Raw genomic sequence first — 16,992 nt, 5'->3', positions numbered from 1 at the left:
GAAATTGCTTACAAACAGATTTAAATATTGAGGTTTCGTGTGGATATTTTTCCAATCTCGTTAAAGTTGCAGCAGCAACCTTGTTTGATTGTGGGCGGTGGACATATTGCTTATCGTAAAGCACTGTTACTGGCTAAAGCGGGCGCAAAAATTGATGTACTTGCTCCTGAAATTGATGACAGTTTACTGCAACTGGTGCAGCAGAGTCATGGGCAGTATGTGCAGGATGTTTTTAGTTCATCTACTGCGTTGCGTCACTATCGTTTGGTGATTGCTGCAACAGATAACAATTTGGTCAATCAGCAAGTTTTTGCAGCTTGCGAAGCCGAAAATGTGCTGGTCAATAGTGTTGATGATCCGCCACATTGTCGTTTTATGGTGCCTGCGATCATTGACCGTTCGCCTTTAGTGATTTCAGTTGCAAGTAATGGCACATCTCCCGTGTTATCACGTCAAATTCGTACTCAACTGGAAAGCAGTATTCCGCATGGCATGGGAAAACTGGCTGAGTTTTCAGGTCAGTGGCGTGCAGCGGTAAAACAGAAAATTGTAAATCCAGAAGAGCGCCGTATTTTTTGGGAGGAGTTATATGCTAGCCCTCTTAAAGAACAGGTGTTCAATGACAATCTTGACGCTGCAAACCAAAGCATACAACACGCTTTAGCGGAATGGCAAACACCGAAAGGCGAGGTGTATTTGGTTGGTGCAGGGCCGGGTGATCCTGAATTGCTGACCTTAAAAGCCTTACGATTAATGCAGCAAGCCGATGTGGTGATTTATGACCGTTTGGTGTCTGCACCCATTTTGGAATTGTGCCGCCGTGATGCTGAAAAAGTTTATGTTGGAAAGGCGCGCTCTAACCATGCTGTGCCGCAAGAAGGTATTAATGCGTTATTGGTTAAATATGCACAAGCAGGTAAGCGAGTTTGCCGTTTAAAAGGTGGTGATCCTTTTATTTTTGGGCGTGGCGGTGAAGAAATTCAAGAGTTGTATGAAGCAGGTGTGTCATTTCAGGTCGTACCAGGCATTACTGCAGCGTCGGGCTGTGCGGCTTATGCGGGTATTCCACTGACCCACCGAGATTATGCGCAAAGTGTGCGTTTCTTGACTGGACATTTAAAAGAAGGTTCCCCTGAATTGCCGTGGTCAGAATTGGTGTATGAAAATCAGACTTTGGTGCTGTATATGGGCTTGGTTGGCTTGGAAAGCATTTGTGAAAAACTGATTGCGCATGGACAACGGGCGGATATGCCTGTCGCCTTAATTTCTAAAGGCACGACACCTGAACAAAAAGTGGTGGTGGGGACGTTGGCGAATATTGCCAGCAAAGTCGAACAGCACCAAATTCAGGCGCCTACCTTGACCATTATTGGTGAAGTGGTGAGTCTGCGTGAACAGTTACAATGGTTGTAGGGTGTATGATTGCGCCCTGACAAAGTGAGAGAAACAAGTGATTCATGTTGTTTTATATGAGCCTGAAATTCCAGCCAACACAGGCAATATCATTCGTTTATGTGCCAATACAGGTGCGCAATTACATTTGATTCAGCCATTAGGTTTTGAGTTGGATGATAAAAAGCTAAAACGTGCAGGTTTGGATTATCACGAATGGGCACGTATGCAAATTTGGGATAATCTTGAGCAATGTTTGGCTGATTTAGACAGCAAAGGCGTGGGTTTGGATGCGATTTATCCATTAACCACCAAAGGCACAGAAACACCGCATACTTCAGATTTAAACCGACCGGTTGCCTTGTTGATGGGGCCTGAAACACGCGGTTTGCCAGAAGCTGTACGCATGTTGTTTCCGCAACAGCACTGGATTCGTTTACCAATGGCAGAAAACTCACGCAGTTTAAACTTGTCCAATGCAACGGCTGTAATTGTGTATGAAGCATGGCGTCAGCAAGGTTTTAAAGTATTGCTCTAATTTGACATTCATTTATTAAATTGGGGCGATCTTCAGCATCAATAATCTTCCTTGATGGATAAAAAGCTGAGGCTAAATTGTACTCAGCTTTTTTGTTTTGGTTATTTTGCTGATTTAATGCTGCAACTCATTTCGGGCACAAGAAAAGGCGCATAAAGCGCCTGTTCTTAAAATTGAGATGCTATTTGTCTTTTAGCGATCATCAAACTCATTGTGCTGCGGAGCAGGGTGTTTAAAGCCTTTGGTTTTATAACCGAGGTATAAAACTCCAAACATCGCCCACCATAAGCCATACTTCAATGAAGTTTCATCGACTTCGAGCCATAAAGCAAAGACTGCAATAAAGCCGCATAATGGTACGATCACAAAATTGAGAATGTCTTTTAAGCCTTTGGTACGACCATCACGCAGTGCATAACGTGAAATTACAGATAAGTTCACGAAGCTGAATGCGGTGAGAGCGCCAAAACTGATCAATGAAATGACAAAATCCAAGTCCATAAAACCAGCAGTTAGCGCCACAGCACCTACAATTAAAATATTGTATGAAGGTGTATAGTTGCGTGGACTGATATGACCAAAGATTTTTTTGTTGATCACGCCATCACGACCCATCACGTACATTAAACGTGATACGCCCGCATGTGCCGAAATACCCGATGCCATTACCGTTACAATGGCAAAAGCAAGCACATAAGATTGGAACAATGAGCCACCAACCAAGAGTAGAATTTCTGGCTGCGTTTCAGCAATATTTTTAAAGTAGCTGCCTGGTTCATTCGGGAAATAAATCTGCATGAAATAGGTGCTAACAATGAAAATTACGCCTGCAATTAGTGCAGTTAAGAAAATCGCTTTTGGTAAGGTTTTTTCTGTATCTTTGGTTTCTTCTGCAAGTGAGCTGAGTGAGTCAAAGCCTGTAAATGAGAAGCAGAGTAGGGTTGCACCTGTAATCAATGCGCCTACCGAAGTCAGTTCATTCCAGAAAGGCTCTAAGCTCCATAACTGATAGCGTTGTTCGGCAGTGATTGGGCCATCGGCATTAAAGCCAGCTTGTAATTTGGTGAACATCATCCAAGTAAAGACACCAATCACCACCAGCTGAATTAACACAATCAAGCTGTTAAAGTTCGCCACAAAGCGCGCACCACGCAAGTTAACACCTGTCATAAATGCCGTGAGTACCACTACCCAAATCCAGTGATTCACTTCAGGGAATAACGCTTCTAAATAAATCACCGCCAAAATAATGTTGACCATTGGCGAGAGCAGGTAATCCAGCCAAGATGACCAACCCACCATAAAGCCGACATTGGGGTGAATGGATTTTTGTGCATAGGTATAGGCCGACCCTGAAGATGGGTAACGACGAATCATGTGACCATAACTCAAAGACGTGAGCAAAATGGCAACCAGTGCAAAAATATAAGATGTGGGTACGTGAAAATGACTTTCTTCCGATACTAAACCGAAAGTGTCGAATAACGTCATCGGTTGAATGTAGGCTAAACCAATAATAATAATGTGCCAGAGTCCTAGCGTTTTTTGCAGTTTAGCTGCCGATTGAGTCCCAGAGATATTTGTCAACGGCGTTATCCTCTTAATCGTTGATCAAGGATCAGTCATGTTTGTTCAGGATTGTTTGAGACGAACAATCCCCCCTACATAAAAAAGTAAAAACGCGCCAATCTACTCTATAATGACGCGCTTTGTCAGTATCTTTGCTTTCTTTTTTAGCAGAAAAAAGGCCATATTGATGAAAAAACATCAGACGCAGCAGTCTACCAATGAAAAGCCCGATGTTTAGAAAAACATCAGGCTAGATTTTCGGTTATATTGGCCTATTTTGTAGGAATTACCAAGCCTTTTTTAAGATAGCTTTGAGTTCTTCTAAATTGGCCTCTTTCGGGTTGTAAATAATCGAACCATCGTTCAGGGCTTTTTCAGCCACTTCATCTAATTGCGCTTCGCTGACTTTACCTGTTTCTTGTAAAGTACGTGGCAATTTGGTCAGTGCGTATAAGCGGTCACGAATGGCTAAGAGTGTCGAAATGGTTTTATCGGCACGTAAATGTGCAGGGGTTTGTGCGTAAACATCTGCGCCAGCCAACGGTAATAACAGCTCGGCAATTTTATCAGCATTGACGTCTTTGTTGTATTCCAACACGTATGGCAAGAATAAATTCATGCAGAGTCCATGTGGTAAATGTGCCACAGCACCCAACGCATGACCTAAGGAATGCACCAAACCCACCATAGAGTTTGAAAATGCAATGCCCGCCATGGTTGATGCTTGTGCTAATTCTAAACGACCTTGTTCATCACTTGGATTATCTAATACATTGAATAGGTTACTGCTGATTTTCTTAATTGCTGCTGTGGCATAAGCATCAGAAATTGGGTTGGCTGCCATGCAACTATAAGCTTCAATGGCGTGCGTCATGGCATCCATTGCTGTCATTGCTGTCAAATGTGGTGGCAAGGTTTGCGTCATACGTGGGTCTAAAATGGCTGCATGTGGCATTAAGTAATATGATGCAAACGGCATTTTGACATTCTTTTCGGTGTCAGATACCACCGCAACCATTGTGACTTCTGAACCTGTGCCTGATGTAGTTGGAATCACAAAAAATGGTTTTAGCGGACGTGGTAAGTTATGTGCACCTGAATATTGCAACAAGTCTTCACCGCCTTCACTGACTAAAATATTGGTGGCTTTAGAGGTGTCAATGACTGAGCCGCCACCCACAGCGATAATGGAATCACAGTTGTTTTCACGGTACAGCTCAGCAGCACGACGTACTGTTGCCACACTTGAATCTTGCGGAACATCGTCAAAAATATAGCCAATTACGGCATCGGTAGATTCAAAAGCAGCTTCAATCGGTGCAAGCAAATTGTTGGAACGCACGCCTTTGTCAGTAATGATCATTGGGCGCTGAGAGCCTAAGGTTGCCAATTCAAACGGGATGTGTTCAAGTGCTGCATGACCTGCAATGACTTTGACTGGGCAAAAAAATTCGTAATAAGGCTTCGTCATGTTATGCACTCCGTTTGAAATAAGATTGGGCAACTTTTAAATAAATATTGGCTGCACTTGATAGTTTTTCTTTTAAGCTGAGTTCAGTCGGGTATTGTTTTACCGCCAATTCTGCTACTAGCTTAGGCAAGATGAGCGCTTCCATTTTATTCAGACAACGTACCAAGCGAATTGCATAAGACACATCGCCATCGGCAATCATGCGGTCATGCGCAAAGGCCTGTGCGGTACTTTCCTGAAAGGAAAAAACCAAATAAGCATGGTTTAAATGTTTGAAGGTAATGGTTAAATCTGGTTTTTGTGCTGTATTCTGCAGCAATTCCAGTTGATGATCTGCAGTGACTTTGGCAACAAAGGCTGGACCATTCGGAAAGACTTTCATAGACAACACAAAGTTGCTGGGAAATTTGGCAACTTCTTGTTTAATTTCTTCATCGACCTGACTTGCCATGACTAAACCTCTGCCAATCACATCCATCATGAGTTTGACATAGGCCAGTTGCAAAGCGGGTTTCACAGATTTAGTTGAAATCACGCGCTGAATCCCTGTGTTATAAATCATTATTTAGAGTAAATACTCTATTTTATTTCTTATTGAAAAGAAAGCCATTTATACGTGAATGACTTGAACGTCATTAAAGTAACCGCTGTTTTGTAAAGTTTCAATGATATCTGCGCAGAAGTTTTCAAAATGTGGATAGTCATTGACTAAATCCATCACACGTACCATCTCTAAACCTGCATAGCCGCAAGGGTTAATACTTTGAAAACCTGTTAAATCACAATCAATATTAAGAGCAAAACCGTGATAACTGCGACCTTTACGAATTTTAAAACCGAGCGAGCCAATTTTTCGTTCATTGACATATACACCAGGTGCATCTGCTTTGGCATAGGCTTTAATACCGTATTTTTTAAGCAGCTCAATCATCAAGTTTTCGGCATATGATACCAAAGTACGGACATTCCAGCCCAAACGGTTCAGGTCAAACATGAAATAGGCGACCAATTGACCCGGGCCATGCCATGTCACTTGACCACCGCGATCAGTCTGTACTACAGGAATATCTGTCGCCATTAAAATATGTTCGGCTTTGCCTGCTTGCCCTTGGGTGAGTACATTCGGATGTTGCAAAATCCAGAGTTGGTCAGGGCTGTCACCATCACGTTGTTCAGTCCAGTGTTTCATTTCTTGAAAACGTGCTTCATAGTCAGTCAGGTCATGATATTGACGAATAATTAGGTTTGGCCGTTGTGTATTATCCACAGTGATGCAGTCCTATCCATAAAAGCAAGAAATTGATTTTATTATACGAAAATGTAGCAGCTGTAGGGGATTTGTGGATTGAATAAGATTTTGGCAGCATAAAAACAAATAACACGCCCGAAAGCGTGTTAATTGAAAATCAATCTACAAAATTACAATGCAGTTTTAATTAGTGGGCAAGCCGCCAAATCTGCATAAATCGCATGCACTTGTTCCAATTCTTCAAAACGTAATTGCGCTGTGATTGAATGATACTTGCCTGTGCGTGATGGGGTAATGCTGATGCTTTGTGCATCAAACTCAGGAAAGTGTTTCACTAAAATTTCAACCACAGCAATACGTAGTTCATCACCTGCCTCACCAATGAGTTTAATTGGGTAATCCATTGGAAACACCCAAAGATGTTCTTGCAGTTCACGAGATGGGGTGCGGTTGAATAACGTCATAAGCGTATGTCTCTATCTCTATATCAAACGCCTGCATAGGGCAGGCGTTTTAGGTCTTGTTGAATAAATGAGGCTGTATTGTAAAATTTCAATAGCTCATTTATGCAACAATCTTAGTCATTTTCCAAGAACGAACGTAAGTGTTCAGAACGAGAAGGGTGACGAAGTTTACGTAAAGCTTTGGCTTCAATCTGACGGATACGTTCACGGGTCACATCAAACTGCTTACCCACTTCTTCCAAAGTATGATCGGTTGGCATATCAATACCAAAACGCATTTTCAGAACTTTGGCTTCACGTTCAGTCAAGTTTTCAAGCACCTCACGGGTCGCTTCTTTTAAGCCTTCAGAGGTTGCCGCATCGACTGGTGAAGTGATGTTGCTGTCCTCAATGAAGTCACCCAAATGTGAATCTTCATCATCACCAATTGGCGTTTCCATAGAAATCGGCTCTTTGGCAATTTTCAGCACTTTACGAACTTTAACTTCGTCCATTTCCAAGCGTTCACCTAATTCTTCAGGAGTCGGTTCACGACCCATTTCCTGAAGCAATTGACGCGATACACGGTTGATCTTGTTAATGGTTTCGATCATGTGCACTGGAATACGAATAGTACGCGCTTGGTCGGCAATAGAACGGGTAATTGCCTGACGAATCCACCATGTCGCATAAGTTGAGAACTTATAACCACGACGGTATTCGAACTTGTCTACCGCTTTCATCAAGCCGATGTTACCTTCTTGAATCAAGTCTAGGAATTGCAAACCACGGTTGGTGTATTTTTTCGCAATCGAAATCACCAGACGCAAGTTGGCTTCAACCATTTCTTTTTTCGCACGGCGGGCTTTGGCTTCGCCTACTGCCATACGCTTAGAAATGTCTTTGATGCCTTTAACATCTAAGCCTAGCTCCTTTTCAATATCGGCAATTTTTTGTTGGAACGCCAAAATATCTGGACGTACTTTTTCCAAATAGCCTTTTTGGTCGGCAGGTGCTTTGGCAATGTGCTCATCTAACCAAGCAAAGTTAGATTCCTGACCTGGGAATGAGGTACGGAATACAGTACGATCCATACGACCACGACGCACCGCATAACGCATCACTTCACGTTCAGCAGTACGAATTTGTTCATGTGTACCACGAATCATTTCCGAAATAATATCGAATAAACGTGGCGTAAATTTAAACATCATGAATACAGTCGCTAAAGCTTCTAAAGCTTCTTGAGCTTCAGCACTTTCACGACCATGTTTTTCAATGGCTGCAATTTTTGCAAGATAAGCCTGTTCCAACTCACCAAAACGCATTTTTGCAATTTCTGGGTCTGGACCTGAATCTGCTTCAGATTCTTCTTCGGCTTCAGCTTCCTCTTCCTCATCGTCATCATCAAGTTTGACGTCTTTGGTCGGTTTTTTGCTGGTATCTTCTTCTTTGTCTAAATCGGCTTCGTCTTCTAAAACTTCTGGAATTTCTTCATCGGTTTCAGGGTCTAAATAACCCGATAAAATATCGGCAAGGCGGCGTTCACCCGCTTCATAATCTTTATATTCTTGCAGTACCACTTGCACTGCGTTTGGCCAGTAGGCAATCGAGTGAAGTACATCGCGAATCCCTTCTTCAATACGTTTCGCAATGCTAATTTCACCTTCACGCGTTAACAGCTCAACCGTGCCCATTTCACGCATATACATACGCACAGGGTCTGTGGTGCGACCAGGCTCATTTTCTACAGAGGCAAGTACCGCTGCAGCTTCTTCTTCAGCAACTTCGTCGGCAGCTTCCGCATTTTCCTCGAACATTGCATCATCAGATTCAGGCGCACGTTCATGCACAGGAATACCGACGTCTTGAAGCATTTGAATAATGTCTTCAATCTGTTCGCTTTCCGTGATTGAGTCCGGGAGATGATCGTTAACCTCAGCGTAAGTTAGGTAACCTTGCTCTTTGCCTCGGCTAATCAGAGCCGCTACTTGCGAAGTAGGGGAATTCATATCGCTCATCTTTGCTTACTCTTCGTTGAATCTGTGGCAGTGAAAAACCGTGCATGATAGCACAATTCGCTTTAAATAGGGTTGGAATTGATCAATCAAGCATGATTTTAAAATGATGTTTGAATGAAGAATGTGATTGGAATATGGGGCTTCATTACTGTTTTTCAAGTCAATTTCCTTTTTGCCCGCAAAATATTTTTATGATTGGGGCCAATCCTGAATAATGATACTAACTTGCTAATATATACACAAATTTTAAAGTATGTTGCAATGTGCGTATGTTGCAGTTTTTTGAAAAAAATAAATAAAACTTGACAATATTTATAAAGGCAGATAAATAGCGGCTAGACCCTTCACATTTTTTCATTCTGAGGTAGTTTTAGTGTCTTCTACAGATTTTGAACTAGATGATAACTACGGTGATGATGATGTTAATTTCGATGAGGCATCAAACAAAATAAGCGCGAAAGAATCTTTAGAAAAGCGCCGTTTGATTGATGATTTACTCGCACAACGTCGTTTGGAACGTGAGCTCAAAGATTTTGATTATGATTTTGACGATGACGACGATTTTGACGACGAAGACGACTAAAATCAGGTTCTGCATCACCCGCTGAAAATGCTATGCTACATCCCTAAATTGACACCTATGGATTTGAAATGACTGCTTTAGATTTAGACCTGTTAAGTGAATATCTAGATGGTGACCAAAACGAATATGGTCTAGACTTCGCTGCAACACATGGTTTCTTGTGTGCCATTGCAGTTGGACCTCAATTTGACCCATGGTTAAATGAATTATTTGAAGGCAATCAAAACAAAGTACCTGCCGAAATTATCGCGCAAATTAAGGCATGGCTAGAAAGTATTCGCCAAAGTTTAGCCAATGAAGAAGGCATTGAATTTCCATTTGAAATTGAAGAAGCGGAAGTTGATTCTAGCTTAGGTGACTGGAGTGTTGGTTTTGTAGATGCGATGTTCTTGAACGAAGAAGCGTGGTTCACCCCTGAATTTGAAGAACAATTGGTTGATTTAACTTTGCCAATGATGGTGTTTAGTGGCATTGATGAAGAAGACCCGCAAATGGAGTCTTTCCGTCGCAATGGTCAGTTAATGGACGAGATTGCAGAAGAAATTCCAGAAAATCTGAATGAATTGTATTTGATGTATCACACACCTAAATAAGCTGCCGAATCTATTGGTTAGATTCATGTTTGTGTATATTTGAAAGCGTGAATAGCTTAAAAAGCACTGCTAAATGCAGTGCTTTTTTGTGGCTAGGATGAATACATCAATGATGTATGTTTCAACTTAGTTGAACTACGCCAATTAGCGTGTAGCACGATCCCAGGCATCTTTTACCGCAAATTTTGCTTGTTCCCAAGTTAAACGAGAACTGCCTTTAATTTGTTCCCATTTGCTTTTTAAATCGGGTTCGACATCTTCAAAGCGGGTATGTGCATCATAATGTGGGCGGTTTTCATAACCAACACGGTAGGCATTTTGGTAGTCACGGTCATATTCTAAATCTGGGTAATGACTGCGTGTTTCTGCATAATAGACAGTATTGAGACTATTGGCACGCCAGTACGCTTCTTCTTCGGTAGGGTTTACTACTTCTGCAGCGCCTTTACCAGCCAATCCACCAACAACGGCACCTACAGCACCGCCAACAACAGCACCTACAGGGCCGCCTAATGCACCAACAGTTGCTCCTGTTGCAGCTCCACCAACTGCGCCTAGACCTGTACCAACAGGGTGGGCACCCGGCTCACCTGTAATCGGGTCGGCATTTAAACGATCACGTTCTTCTTTGGATAAATTTTTAACCACATCACGGTCAATCTGTTCATTGCGTTTAAAATCTGACATGCGAATCACCTTTTCTCGTTGTATGAGTTATTGCTGTGTTTTCATAATCGCTATGAATGAACTAAGCTTAGGCGATGAAAATGTAGCCTTATACCCCATTCACAAGGTGTTTCAGTTACAGCGCATGTCTGAAGTAAGTTTATGTATGATGCTGCGCGTAGTTGTAGTTTTTAGGTGTGTGCTGTTGGTTTTGGGTGTCTAATACAACAATTCAGTAAAATTTTATAAGAATTTCTTATGGTAGTAACGGTTTGCGTACCAGTTGTAAGCAATATGAAATACAGCACCATGAATGGCAATCAGGCACAGCATGATCACGGCAGCCAAAGCCAATCCTGCTTTATCTGCTGCTTTTAAAATTTCTTCTGCATTTGGGTTCATGAGTACCAAGAAAAACACAAAGAAACTACCAATAATAATCGCGACAGCACTTGAGCCCCAGACCAGTTGAATTTTTTCATCACTGCTCGGTAAGCGTTGTTCTTTTTTGACAAAATGGCCTGCACTAATGAATGCTGCGGCAATTAATGCAGGGAGCAGGGTTATACCACCTAATTTTAGACCAAAAATTAATACGGTAATGAGTAACACCAGCGCAATACTGTAAACCGCAGCAAAAAATAATAAATATGGTTTCATGTCTGATTTCCCCAAAAAATTGATTCAATTGAATAGCAACGCGAGCATTAACCACGCATTTTACGTTTATGCCTAAGGTATAAAAGAATGACAATGACCAAGAGGACCAATCCAATAATGACATGACTGACCTTACTGAAAATTTGCTGCATCAATTGTTGGTTTTCACCAAAATAATAACCCACACAGGCTAAAAAAGTGGTCCAAATGATTGTACCTAAACCACTATAAAACATAAATTTCCAAAATGGCATGTGGCTCATGCCTGCAGGAATACTGATTAGAGAACGAATAGCAGGAATCATGCGCCCAAAAAATACAATCCGATGTCCGTATTGTTCAAACCAGTGCAAGGAATTTCGGACATCTTGTTCTTTAATCCATAGATATTTACCGTAGCGACTCACCCAGTGGTAAATACTTTCATGTTTGCAACGATAACCCACCCAATATAACAGTGCCGCCGCAACCAATGAGCCGATACAGCCCGCAATAATGACACCCAGTAGCAGTAATTGCCCTTGCGATGCAGAGTAGCCTGCAGAAGGCATAATAATTTCAGAGGGAACGGGTGGAAAAACATTATCTAGAAACATCAACAGGGCAATACCAAGATAGCCCAATTGTTCCATAATCGAAATAATCCATTCAGTTAAGTTCATGCAAGTCGTGCTTTGGAAAAGTGCTTCAATCCTAAGCAGTATTGGTCAAACAGTAAAGTCTTGCGCAATGTAGATTTAATCAAGCTCTGCATGGGTCAGGGTGTGGATATATACACGTCTTAAGCTATACGCCACGAGGATAGGGATGACACAGAGCAGGGCGTAATTCAAGAAATGCGCTTGCAGATGGTAGCCCACAAATGCCGCAATAATACCGCCTAAAATTGCACCGAAAGCCACAATAAAAGTATGTGATTCTTGTTCCAAACAATCTTGGTTTGTTGCACTATGCGCAACAGCCACTGCTTTTACAGGTGTAAAACGTAGTGTGTGCATTGAAGTTGAAATTTTTGTTTTAGACATAGCGGCACTCCAGGTTGCGGCATATAAATTTAGGAATACATAACGATCCTTGAATTTTGGGGCATGGAAGATGTTGAGTGTATTCTGAACTTCTGCACCAATATAGCCACGGATTTTGTGGCTTGTTTTGATTGAATGCTATCACTCAATCTTGGGATATTACGCAATGCTTAGTAAACAAGCGTTGTATTTTTATGTTCTATGTAATCTTGCGTGAAGCGTGAGTCGGCATAAAAAAAGTCCGCATACTGGATGAGGACTTTTTAAGATGATCGGTTGATACAACATCAATATGGCTTTGATTAGACCTTGTTGATGTGTATGAGCCTGAATGGATTACAGACGTTTACGTTTAGCTGCGGCAATTTGTGATTGGCGCATACGGAAACCTTCTTTTTGTTTCTCACTGGTTTTATCAATACAGTACACGCAAGATACACCGTGTTCATAGCTTGGTAGTGCAACTTCTTCAGGCAGTAATGGCCAACCGCAAGCATGACATTTGGTGTTTTGACCTTCTTGCATACCATGAGTTACCGCAGTACGCCCATCAAATACGAAACATTCACCTTCCCATAAGCTTTCATCGGTTGGTGTTTCTTCTAAGTATCTAAGCACGCCACCTTTTAAGTGATAAACCTCGGTAAAACCTTCTTGCAGTAATAAAGATGTCGATTTCTCACAGCGAATCCCGCCTGTGCAGAACATCGCAATTTTTTTATCTTTGTGCTGTTCTAGGTTTTGCTTCACATATTCTGGAAATTCACGGAAAGTTTCGGTTTTCGGGTCAATTGCACCCTTAAACGTTCCTGCTTTGTATTCATAGTCATTACGAGTATCAATCAGAATGACATCGTCACGAGCAATCAGTTCATTCCATTCTTTAGGGTCTAGGTAGTGACCGACTAAATCACGTGGTTTTACGTCTACGCCCAAAGTCACAATTTCTTTTTTCAGTTTAATTTTCATTTTACGGAATGGTTTTTCAGAGCTGAGCGACTCTTTGTATTCCATTGCGGTAAAGCCTTCATCTAATAGAAATTTGTGAAGTTGATCAATGGCAGAACGGTCACCCGCCACAGTTCCATTAATGCCTTCACCTGCCACAATAAGAGTACCGCAAAGGTTGATTGAATTTACCAAATTTAATAAGCGTTGTTGAAGATCGGCGGGATCTGCAACTTCTTTGAATTGATAAAGTGCGGCAACAACCCAAGTCGTGGTCGCTGGCTGTTCTACAGGTGCAAGCTGTTCTACAGTAGCGTTCATGGAGTACTCCAATAGATGAATGACAAAAATTTAAGGCGCATATTCTAACCTGCTTAGTATGAATATGCGAGAAAACCGAGCACAGAACATGGTTTTTTAAAGGGCAACACAGCATTTTAAAAATGGAGCAGAACGGGGTATGATGCCACTCGTTTCAAAGAAGAATCATGTGTTCAGATTGATAAGCCAACAGGTGTTGTTAAATATTGGAGTATTGTGTTGAGTAAGGAGCGTCAAATTGCCACTTTAACCCCGTGTGCAGGTCGTTGTTCTACGGTGTTTGGTGATGCTGTCTGTCGAGGTTGTCGTCGCTTTAACCATGAAGTGATTCAATGGAACAGCTATACGCCTGAACAACACACTGCCGTTTGGCGTCGCTTAGATGCACAGCTCGATCAGATTTTAGTGCCTATGCTGCCTTTTGCTGACTTGCGTCATGTTGAAGGGTTTATACGGTCTAAGCGTGTGCGTTTACGTGATGATGCTTCAAAAGGGCGTAAGCTATACCACGCACTGAAAATTTGTGAAAAAAATCGACATTTTACCGATGAAAGTGGTTTGGGTATTCACTACAAAGAAGTGCGGCCTTTGTGGCAGGAATTTGAGCGTCGCGTGTTGGCACTTGCAACCGCAAGTTATGACTTTGCATTCTTACGTGCCGATGGCATCAGCCATAGCTTATTGCATAATTTGCAGGATGACTAATTTGTAATTCTTGTTATGGGTCTGTAAAGAGTAGATAGACTTTGATTGAGCCATAAAAAACTCGCAAAATCTGCGAGTTTTTTATTTTGTACAATAATGGCTTAAGCCACTTGTACAGGAATACAGTTTGCAGTGTGGCTCACGGTATTGTCTGGGTTTGCATAGACTAAACGTGGTTCGTGTGCATTGGCTTCTGCTTCAGTAAAGTCACCAAAGGTTGCAATAATAATAATATCGCCTACATTGGCTTGATGTGCAGCACCACCATTGACTGAAATGATGCCGGAGTTATCTTCACCACGAATTGCATAAGTTGTGAAGCGCTTACCATTGGTCACGTTCCATACGTGGATTTCTTCATATTCACGAATGCCAGCCAAATCCATGAGTGTTCCGTCAATTGCACATGAACCTTCGTAGTGAAGTTCTGCATGAGTCACAAAAGCACGGTGGATTTTGCATTTTAATAAACGAGATAGCATGGTGAGCGTCTCCTTAGTGGACCTAAGATTTTATCTTATGGTTGAATTCAAACACTGCTGAATGGATGTCAGTTCCGAGCAGAAAACGCATTTTGCTCTGAAAATAGCGACATGGCAAGTGTGATTGTTCAACAATTGTGGATTCATCAGTTCGGTTTATAGGCATTGATTTGATTCATGGCTTGTTGTACTTCGCCATTGACCAGTAACTTGATACGACCTAATGCATGTGCAAGTGCATCATCCATTAAAGTTTGCTCGCTACTTGGTGCTTTGCTCAGTACATGACCAGACACGCGTTCTTTTGAACCCGGATGCCCAATACCAATGCGTAATCGATGGAAATTTGGACCTGTGTGCGGCACGATGTCACGTAAACCATTATGTCCACCATGACCACCGCCAGTTTTTAGGCGAATGATCCCTGGGTTCATATCCAGTTCATCATGAGCAATCAGCATTGCCTCAGGTGCAATTTGATAGAATTTGGCGAAGGGAACAACACTTTGACCAGAACGGTTCATAAAGGTTGTGGGTAATAACAGACGAACGTCTTGACCTTCGATATTACCACGTCCGCTGATCCCATGAAATTTAGGATCGGCTTTTAGTGTAATGCCATATTGATCTGCAAGGCGCTCTACAAACCAAAAGCCTGCATTATGGCGGGTTTGGGCATACTCTTTACCAGGGTTACCCAAACCAACAATCAGTGAAATATTAGCCACTAATTACACCACGAACACTTATGCGCGTTTGAAGTCAGCGTGCATTGGTGTGTTTTTAGCAGGGTGACGTTGTAACGCTTGGATTTTCACGTTTTCAACTTTGTCACCTACTTTGATTTCTACAACTTCTTCAAAGAAAGCATTGCTTTCTAATGCTTTTACAAGCTCACGAAGTTCTAAAGTGATTGTTACTGGCTCAGCGTCGCCACCATAAATGATAGCTGGAACTAATGCAGCGTGACGAAGGCGGCGGCTCGCACCTTTCCCTTGATTAGCTGCTTCACGCGCTTGAGCGTTTAATACGAAGTTTGCCATGATAGACATCCTTATTTTGAGTTTAAATAAACCAGATCTGCGACCAATCTAGTGATAGAAAACCCTGCCAAATGGCAGGGCTTTGAAAATTCAGCGCACCATTATAGATAAGAATCGAACATTGCGCTAATAGATTCTTCGTTGTTAATACGACGAATTGTTTCTGCAACCATACTTGCTACAGATACTTGGCGAATTTTACCAAGTGCTTGAGCTTCTTCTGAAAGAGGAATGGTGTCGGTAACAACCAGTTCATCAATCACAGAATTTTTCAGGTTTTCAATTGCTTTGCCTGAAAGTACAGGGTGGGTTGCATAAGCAACAACACGACGTGCACCAAAAGTTTTCAGTGCATCAGCGGCTTTACATAATGTACCCGCAGTATCTACCATGTCATCTACAATGACACAGTCACGATCTTTTACATCACCAATCAAATGCATCACTTGTGATTCATTCGCTTTTTGACGACGTTTATCGATAATTGCAAGATCGATATCACCCATTTGTTTTGCAACAGCGCGTGCACGAACCACACCACCAACGTCTGGTGAAACCACCATGAGGTTGTCATGTGACTGTTGACGCAGGTCAGCCAATAGCGCAGGCGTACCGTAAATGTTGTCTACAGGGATGTCGAAGAAACCTTGAATTTGGTCTGCGTGCAAGTCAATCATCACCACACGGTCAATACCCACAGTCGTTAGCATATCTGCAACCACTTTGGCTGTAATTGGAACACGTGTAGAACGAGGACGACGGTCTTGGCGGGCATAACCGAAGTAAGGAATAACGGCAGTAATACGACCAGCACTTGCACGACGCAAAGCATCAGCCATCACCAAGATTTCCATGAGGTTGTCATTGGTTGGCGCACAAGTAGGTTGTACGATAAATACGTCTTTACCACGGACATTCTCGGTAATCTCTACAGCAATCTCACCATCAGAGAAGGTAGAAACTGATGCAGCACCTAAAGGAATGTGCAAGTGGCTTACGACTTTTTGAGCGAATTGTGGATGCGCGGTTCCACTAAAAACGACAAGATTGGGCATGAAGCACCCTTGGCGGTTGGTGTGTGTAGGAATAGATGGCAGGGGTAGCTGGATTCGAACCAACGGATGCCGATATCAAAAACCGGTGCCTTACCACTTGGCGATACCCCTAATGCGGCAGAACTTTAATATTTTTACTGCATTCTGTCAAGGTAAATTAACAGGATAGCGATAATATTGGGGGTTCTGTCTAATGCGAGAAAATGGCAGGGGTAGCTGGATTCGAAC

20 protein-coding genes and 1 tRNA gene are annotated in these 16,992 nt (G+C 42.2%); 5 read left to right on the top strand and 16 right to left on the bottom strand.

What is annotated here, in order from left to right; translation table 11 throughout:
* The first annotated feature begins 39 nt into the window (after window positions 1-39).
* Both cysG and B2W49_RS01190 read left to right on the top strand, forming a co-directional pair.
* On the top strand, window positions 40-1,413 hold the full coding sequence (gene cysG, locus B2W49_RS01195) for a siroheme synthase CysG (RefSeq protein ID WP_291333813.1): 1,374 nt from the start codon (window positions 40-42) through the stop codon (window positions 1,411-1,413).
* 37 nt (window positions 1,414-1,450) lie between these two features.
* Window positions 1,451-1,930 (top strand): tRNA (cytidine(34)-2'-O)-methyltransferase, encoded by a 480-nt coding sequence (locus B2W49_RS01190; protein ID WP_291333811.1) that lies wholly within the window; start codon window positions 1,451-1,453, stop codon window positions 1,928-1,930.
* Between the two features lie 192 nt (window positions 1,931-2,122).
* Here the strand turns inward: B2W49_RS01190 and B2W49_RS01185 are convergent, their stop codons facing one another.
* From B2W49_RS01185 to rpoD, 6 genes are all read right to left on the bottom strand, one after another.
* Window positions 2,123-3,517: an APC family permease gene (locus tag B2W49_RS01185; protein ID WP_291333809.1), complete on the bottom strand. Its 1,395-nt coding sequence runs from the start codon at window positions 3,515-3,517 to the stop codon at window positions 2,123-2,125.
* Window positions 3,518-3,785: 268 nt separating this feature from the next.
* Window positions 3,786-4,970 (bottom strand): iron-containing alcohol dehydrogenase, encoded by a 1,185-nt coding sequence (locus B2W49_RS01180; RefSeq protein WP_291333807.1) that lies wholly within the window; start codon window positions 4,968-4,970, stop codon window positions 3,786-3,788.
* 1 nt (window position 4,971) lies between these two features.
* Entirely contained in the window at window positions 4,972-5,505 is a 534-nt protein-coding gene (locus B2W49_RS01175) for a hypothetical protein (RefSeq protein WP_291333805.1), read from the bottom strand.
* A gap of 75 nt (window positions 5,506-5,580) precedes the next feature.
* Window positions 5,581-6,237 (bottom strand): lipoyl(octanoyl) transferase LipB, encoded by a 657-nt coding sequence (gene lipB / locus B2W49_RS01170; protein ID WP_291333803.1) that lies wholly within the window; start codon window positions 6,235-6,237, stop codon window positions 5,581-5,583.
* 152 nt (window positions 6,238-6,389) lie between these two features.
* The gene (locus B2W49_RS01165) at window positions 6,390-6,683 is read right to left on the bottom strand and encodes a YbeD family protein (protein WP_291333801.1); all 294 of its coding nucleotides are present in this window, start codon (window positions 6,681-6,683) and stop codon (window positions 6,390-6,392) included.
* A 113-nt stretch (window positions 6,684-6,796) separates the two neighbouring features.
* Window positions 6,797-8,683 (bottom strand): RNA polymerase sigma factor RpoD, encoded by a 1,887-nt coding sequence (gene rpoD / locus B2W49_RS01160; RefSeq protein WP_291333799.1) that lies wholly within the window; start codon window positions 8,681-8,683, stop codon window positions 6,797-6,799.
* Between the two features lie 373 nt (window positions 8,684-9,056).
* Here rpoD and B2W49_RS01155 point away from each other — a divergent pair, with 373 nt between their 5' ends.
* Together B2W49_RS01155 and B2W49_RS01150 are read left to right on the top strand one after the other, a co-directional pair.
* The gene (locus tag B2W49_RS01155; protein WP_004972246.1) at window positions 9,057-9,266 is read left to right on the top strand and encodes a PA3496 family putative envelope integrity protein; all 210 of its coding nucleotides are present in this window, start codon (window positions 9,057-9,059) and stop codon (window positions 9,264-9,266) included.
* A gap of 68 nt (window positions 9,267-9,334) precedes the next feature.
* A complete protein-coding gene (locus B2W49_RS01150; RefSeq protein ID WP_291333796.1) occupies window positions 9,335-9,859 on the top strand; it encodes a YecA family protein in 525 nt (174 codons plus the stop codon).
* Between the two features lie 144 nt (window positions 9,860-10,003).
* On the opposite strand, the gene B2W49_RS01145 is transcribed toward B2W49_RS01150, so the two are convergent.
* The 5 genes from B2W49_RS01145 to B2W49_RS01125 form a co-directional block, all read right to left on the bottom strand.
* The gene (locus B2W49_RS01145; RefSeq protein WP_291333794.1) at window positions 10,004-10,546 is read right to left on the bottom strand and encodes a hypothetical protein; all 543 of its coding nucleotides are present in this window, start codon (window positions 10,544-10,546) and stop codon (window positions 10,004-10,006) included.
* A 222-nt stretch (window positions 10,547-10,768) separates the two neighbouring features.
* On the bottom strand, window positions 10,769-11,185 hold the full coding sequence (locus tag B2W49_RS01140; RefSeq protein WP_291333792.1) for an ABZJ_00895 family protein: 417 nt from the start codon (window positions 11,183-11,185) through the stop codon (window positions 10,769-10,771).
* Between the two features lie 47 nt (window positions 11,186-11,232).
* Entirely contained in the window at window positions 11,233-11,847 is a 615-nt protein-coding gene (locus tag B2W49_RS01135; RefSeq protein WP_291333790.1) for a DedA family protein, read from the bottom strand.
* 75 nt (window positions 11,848-11,922) lie between these two features.
* Window positions 11,923-12,210, bottom strand: a complete 288-nt coding sequence (locus B2W49_RS01130; RefSeq protein ID WP_291333788.1) for a hypothetical protein — start codon at window positions 12,208-12,210, stop codon at window positions 11,923-11,925.
* Between the two features lie 336 nt (window positions 12,211-12,546).
* Window positions 12,547-13,479, bottom strand: coding sequence for a rhodanese-related sulfurtransferase (locus B2W49_RS01125; RefSeq protein ID WP_291333786.1), 933 nt, complete (start codon window positions 13,477-13,479; stop codon window positions 12,547-12,549).
* 219 nt (window positions 13,480-13,698) lie between these two features.
* Between B2W49_RS01125 and B2W49_RS01120 the strand changes: the two genes are divergently transcribed.
* Window positions 13,699-14,184, top strand: a complete 486-nt coding sequence (locus tag B2W49_RS01120) for a DUF1289 domain-containing protein (RefSeq protein ID WP_291333784.1) — start codon at window positions 13,699-13,701, stop codon at window positions 14,182-14,184.
* A gap of 101 nt (window positions 14,185-14,285) precedes the next feature.
* Here B2W49_RS01120 and panD read toward each other — a convergent pair whose 3' ends face one another.
* The 5 genes from panD to B2W49_RS01095 all read right to left on the bottom strand — a co-directional run bounded on the left by panD (window position 14,286) and on the right by B2W49_RS01095 (window position 16,875).
* Window positions 14,286-14,666 (bottom strand): aspartate 1-decarboxylase, encoded by a 381-nt coding sequence (panD, locus tag B2W49_RS01115; RefSeq protein WP_291333782.1) that lies wholly within the window; start codon window positions 14,664-14,666, stop codon window positions 14,286-14,288.
* A gap of 146 nt (window positions 14,667-14,812) precedes the next feature.
* Window positions 14,813-15,394, bottom strand: coding sequence for an aminoacyl-tRNA hydrolase (gene pth, locus B2W49_RS01110; RefSeq protein WP_004972230.1), 582 nt, complete (start codon window positions 15,392-15,394; stop codon window positions 14,813-14,815).
* A gap of 18 nt (window positions 15,395-15,412) precedes the next feature.
* On the bottom strand, window positions 15,413-15,709 hold the full coding sequence (gene rplY / locus B2W49_RS01105) for a 50S ribosomal protein L25 (RefSeq protein WP_004972228.1): 297 nt from the start codon (window positions 15,707-15,709) through the stop codon (window positions 15,413-15,415).
* Between the two features lie 101 nt (window positions 15,710-15,810).
* Window positions 15,811-16,764, bottom strand: a complete 954-nt coding sequence (locus tag B2W49_RS01100; RefSeq protein ID WP_004972226.1) for a ribose-phosphate pyrophosphokinase — start codon at window positions 16,762-16,764, stop codon at window positions 15,811-15,813.
* Between the two features lie 36 nt (window positions 16,765-16,800).
* A tRNA-Gln gene (locus B2W49_RS01095) sits at window positions 16,801-16,875 on the bottom strand.
* Between the last annotated feature and the right edge of the window lie 117 nt (window positions 16,876-16,992).

Origin of the sequence: Acinetobacter sp. UBA801 (assembly GCA_002296655.1) — a bacterium.
Lineage (GTDB): Bacteria > Pseudomonadota > Gammaproteobacteria > Pseudomonadales > Moraxellaceae > Acinetobacter.
Note: the sequence above shows the minus strand (reverse complement) of the source record. Positions and strands in the feature narration are given on the sequence as shown.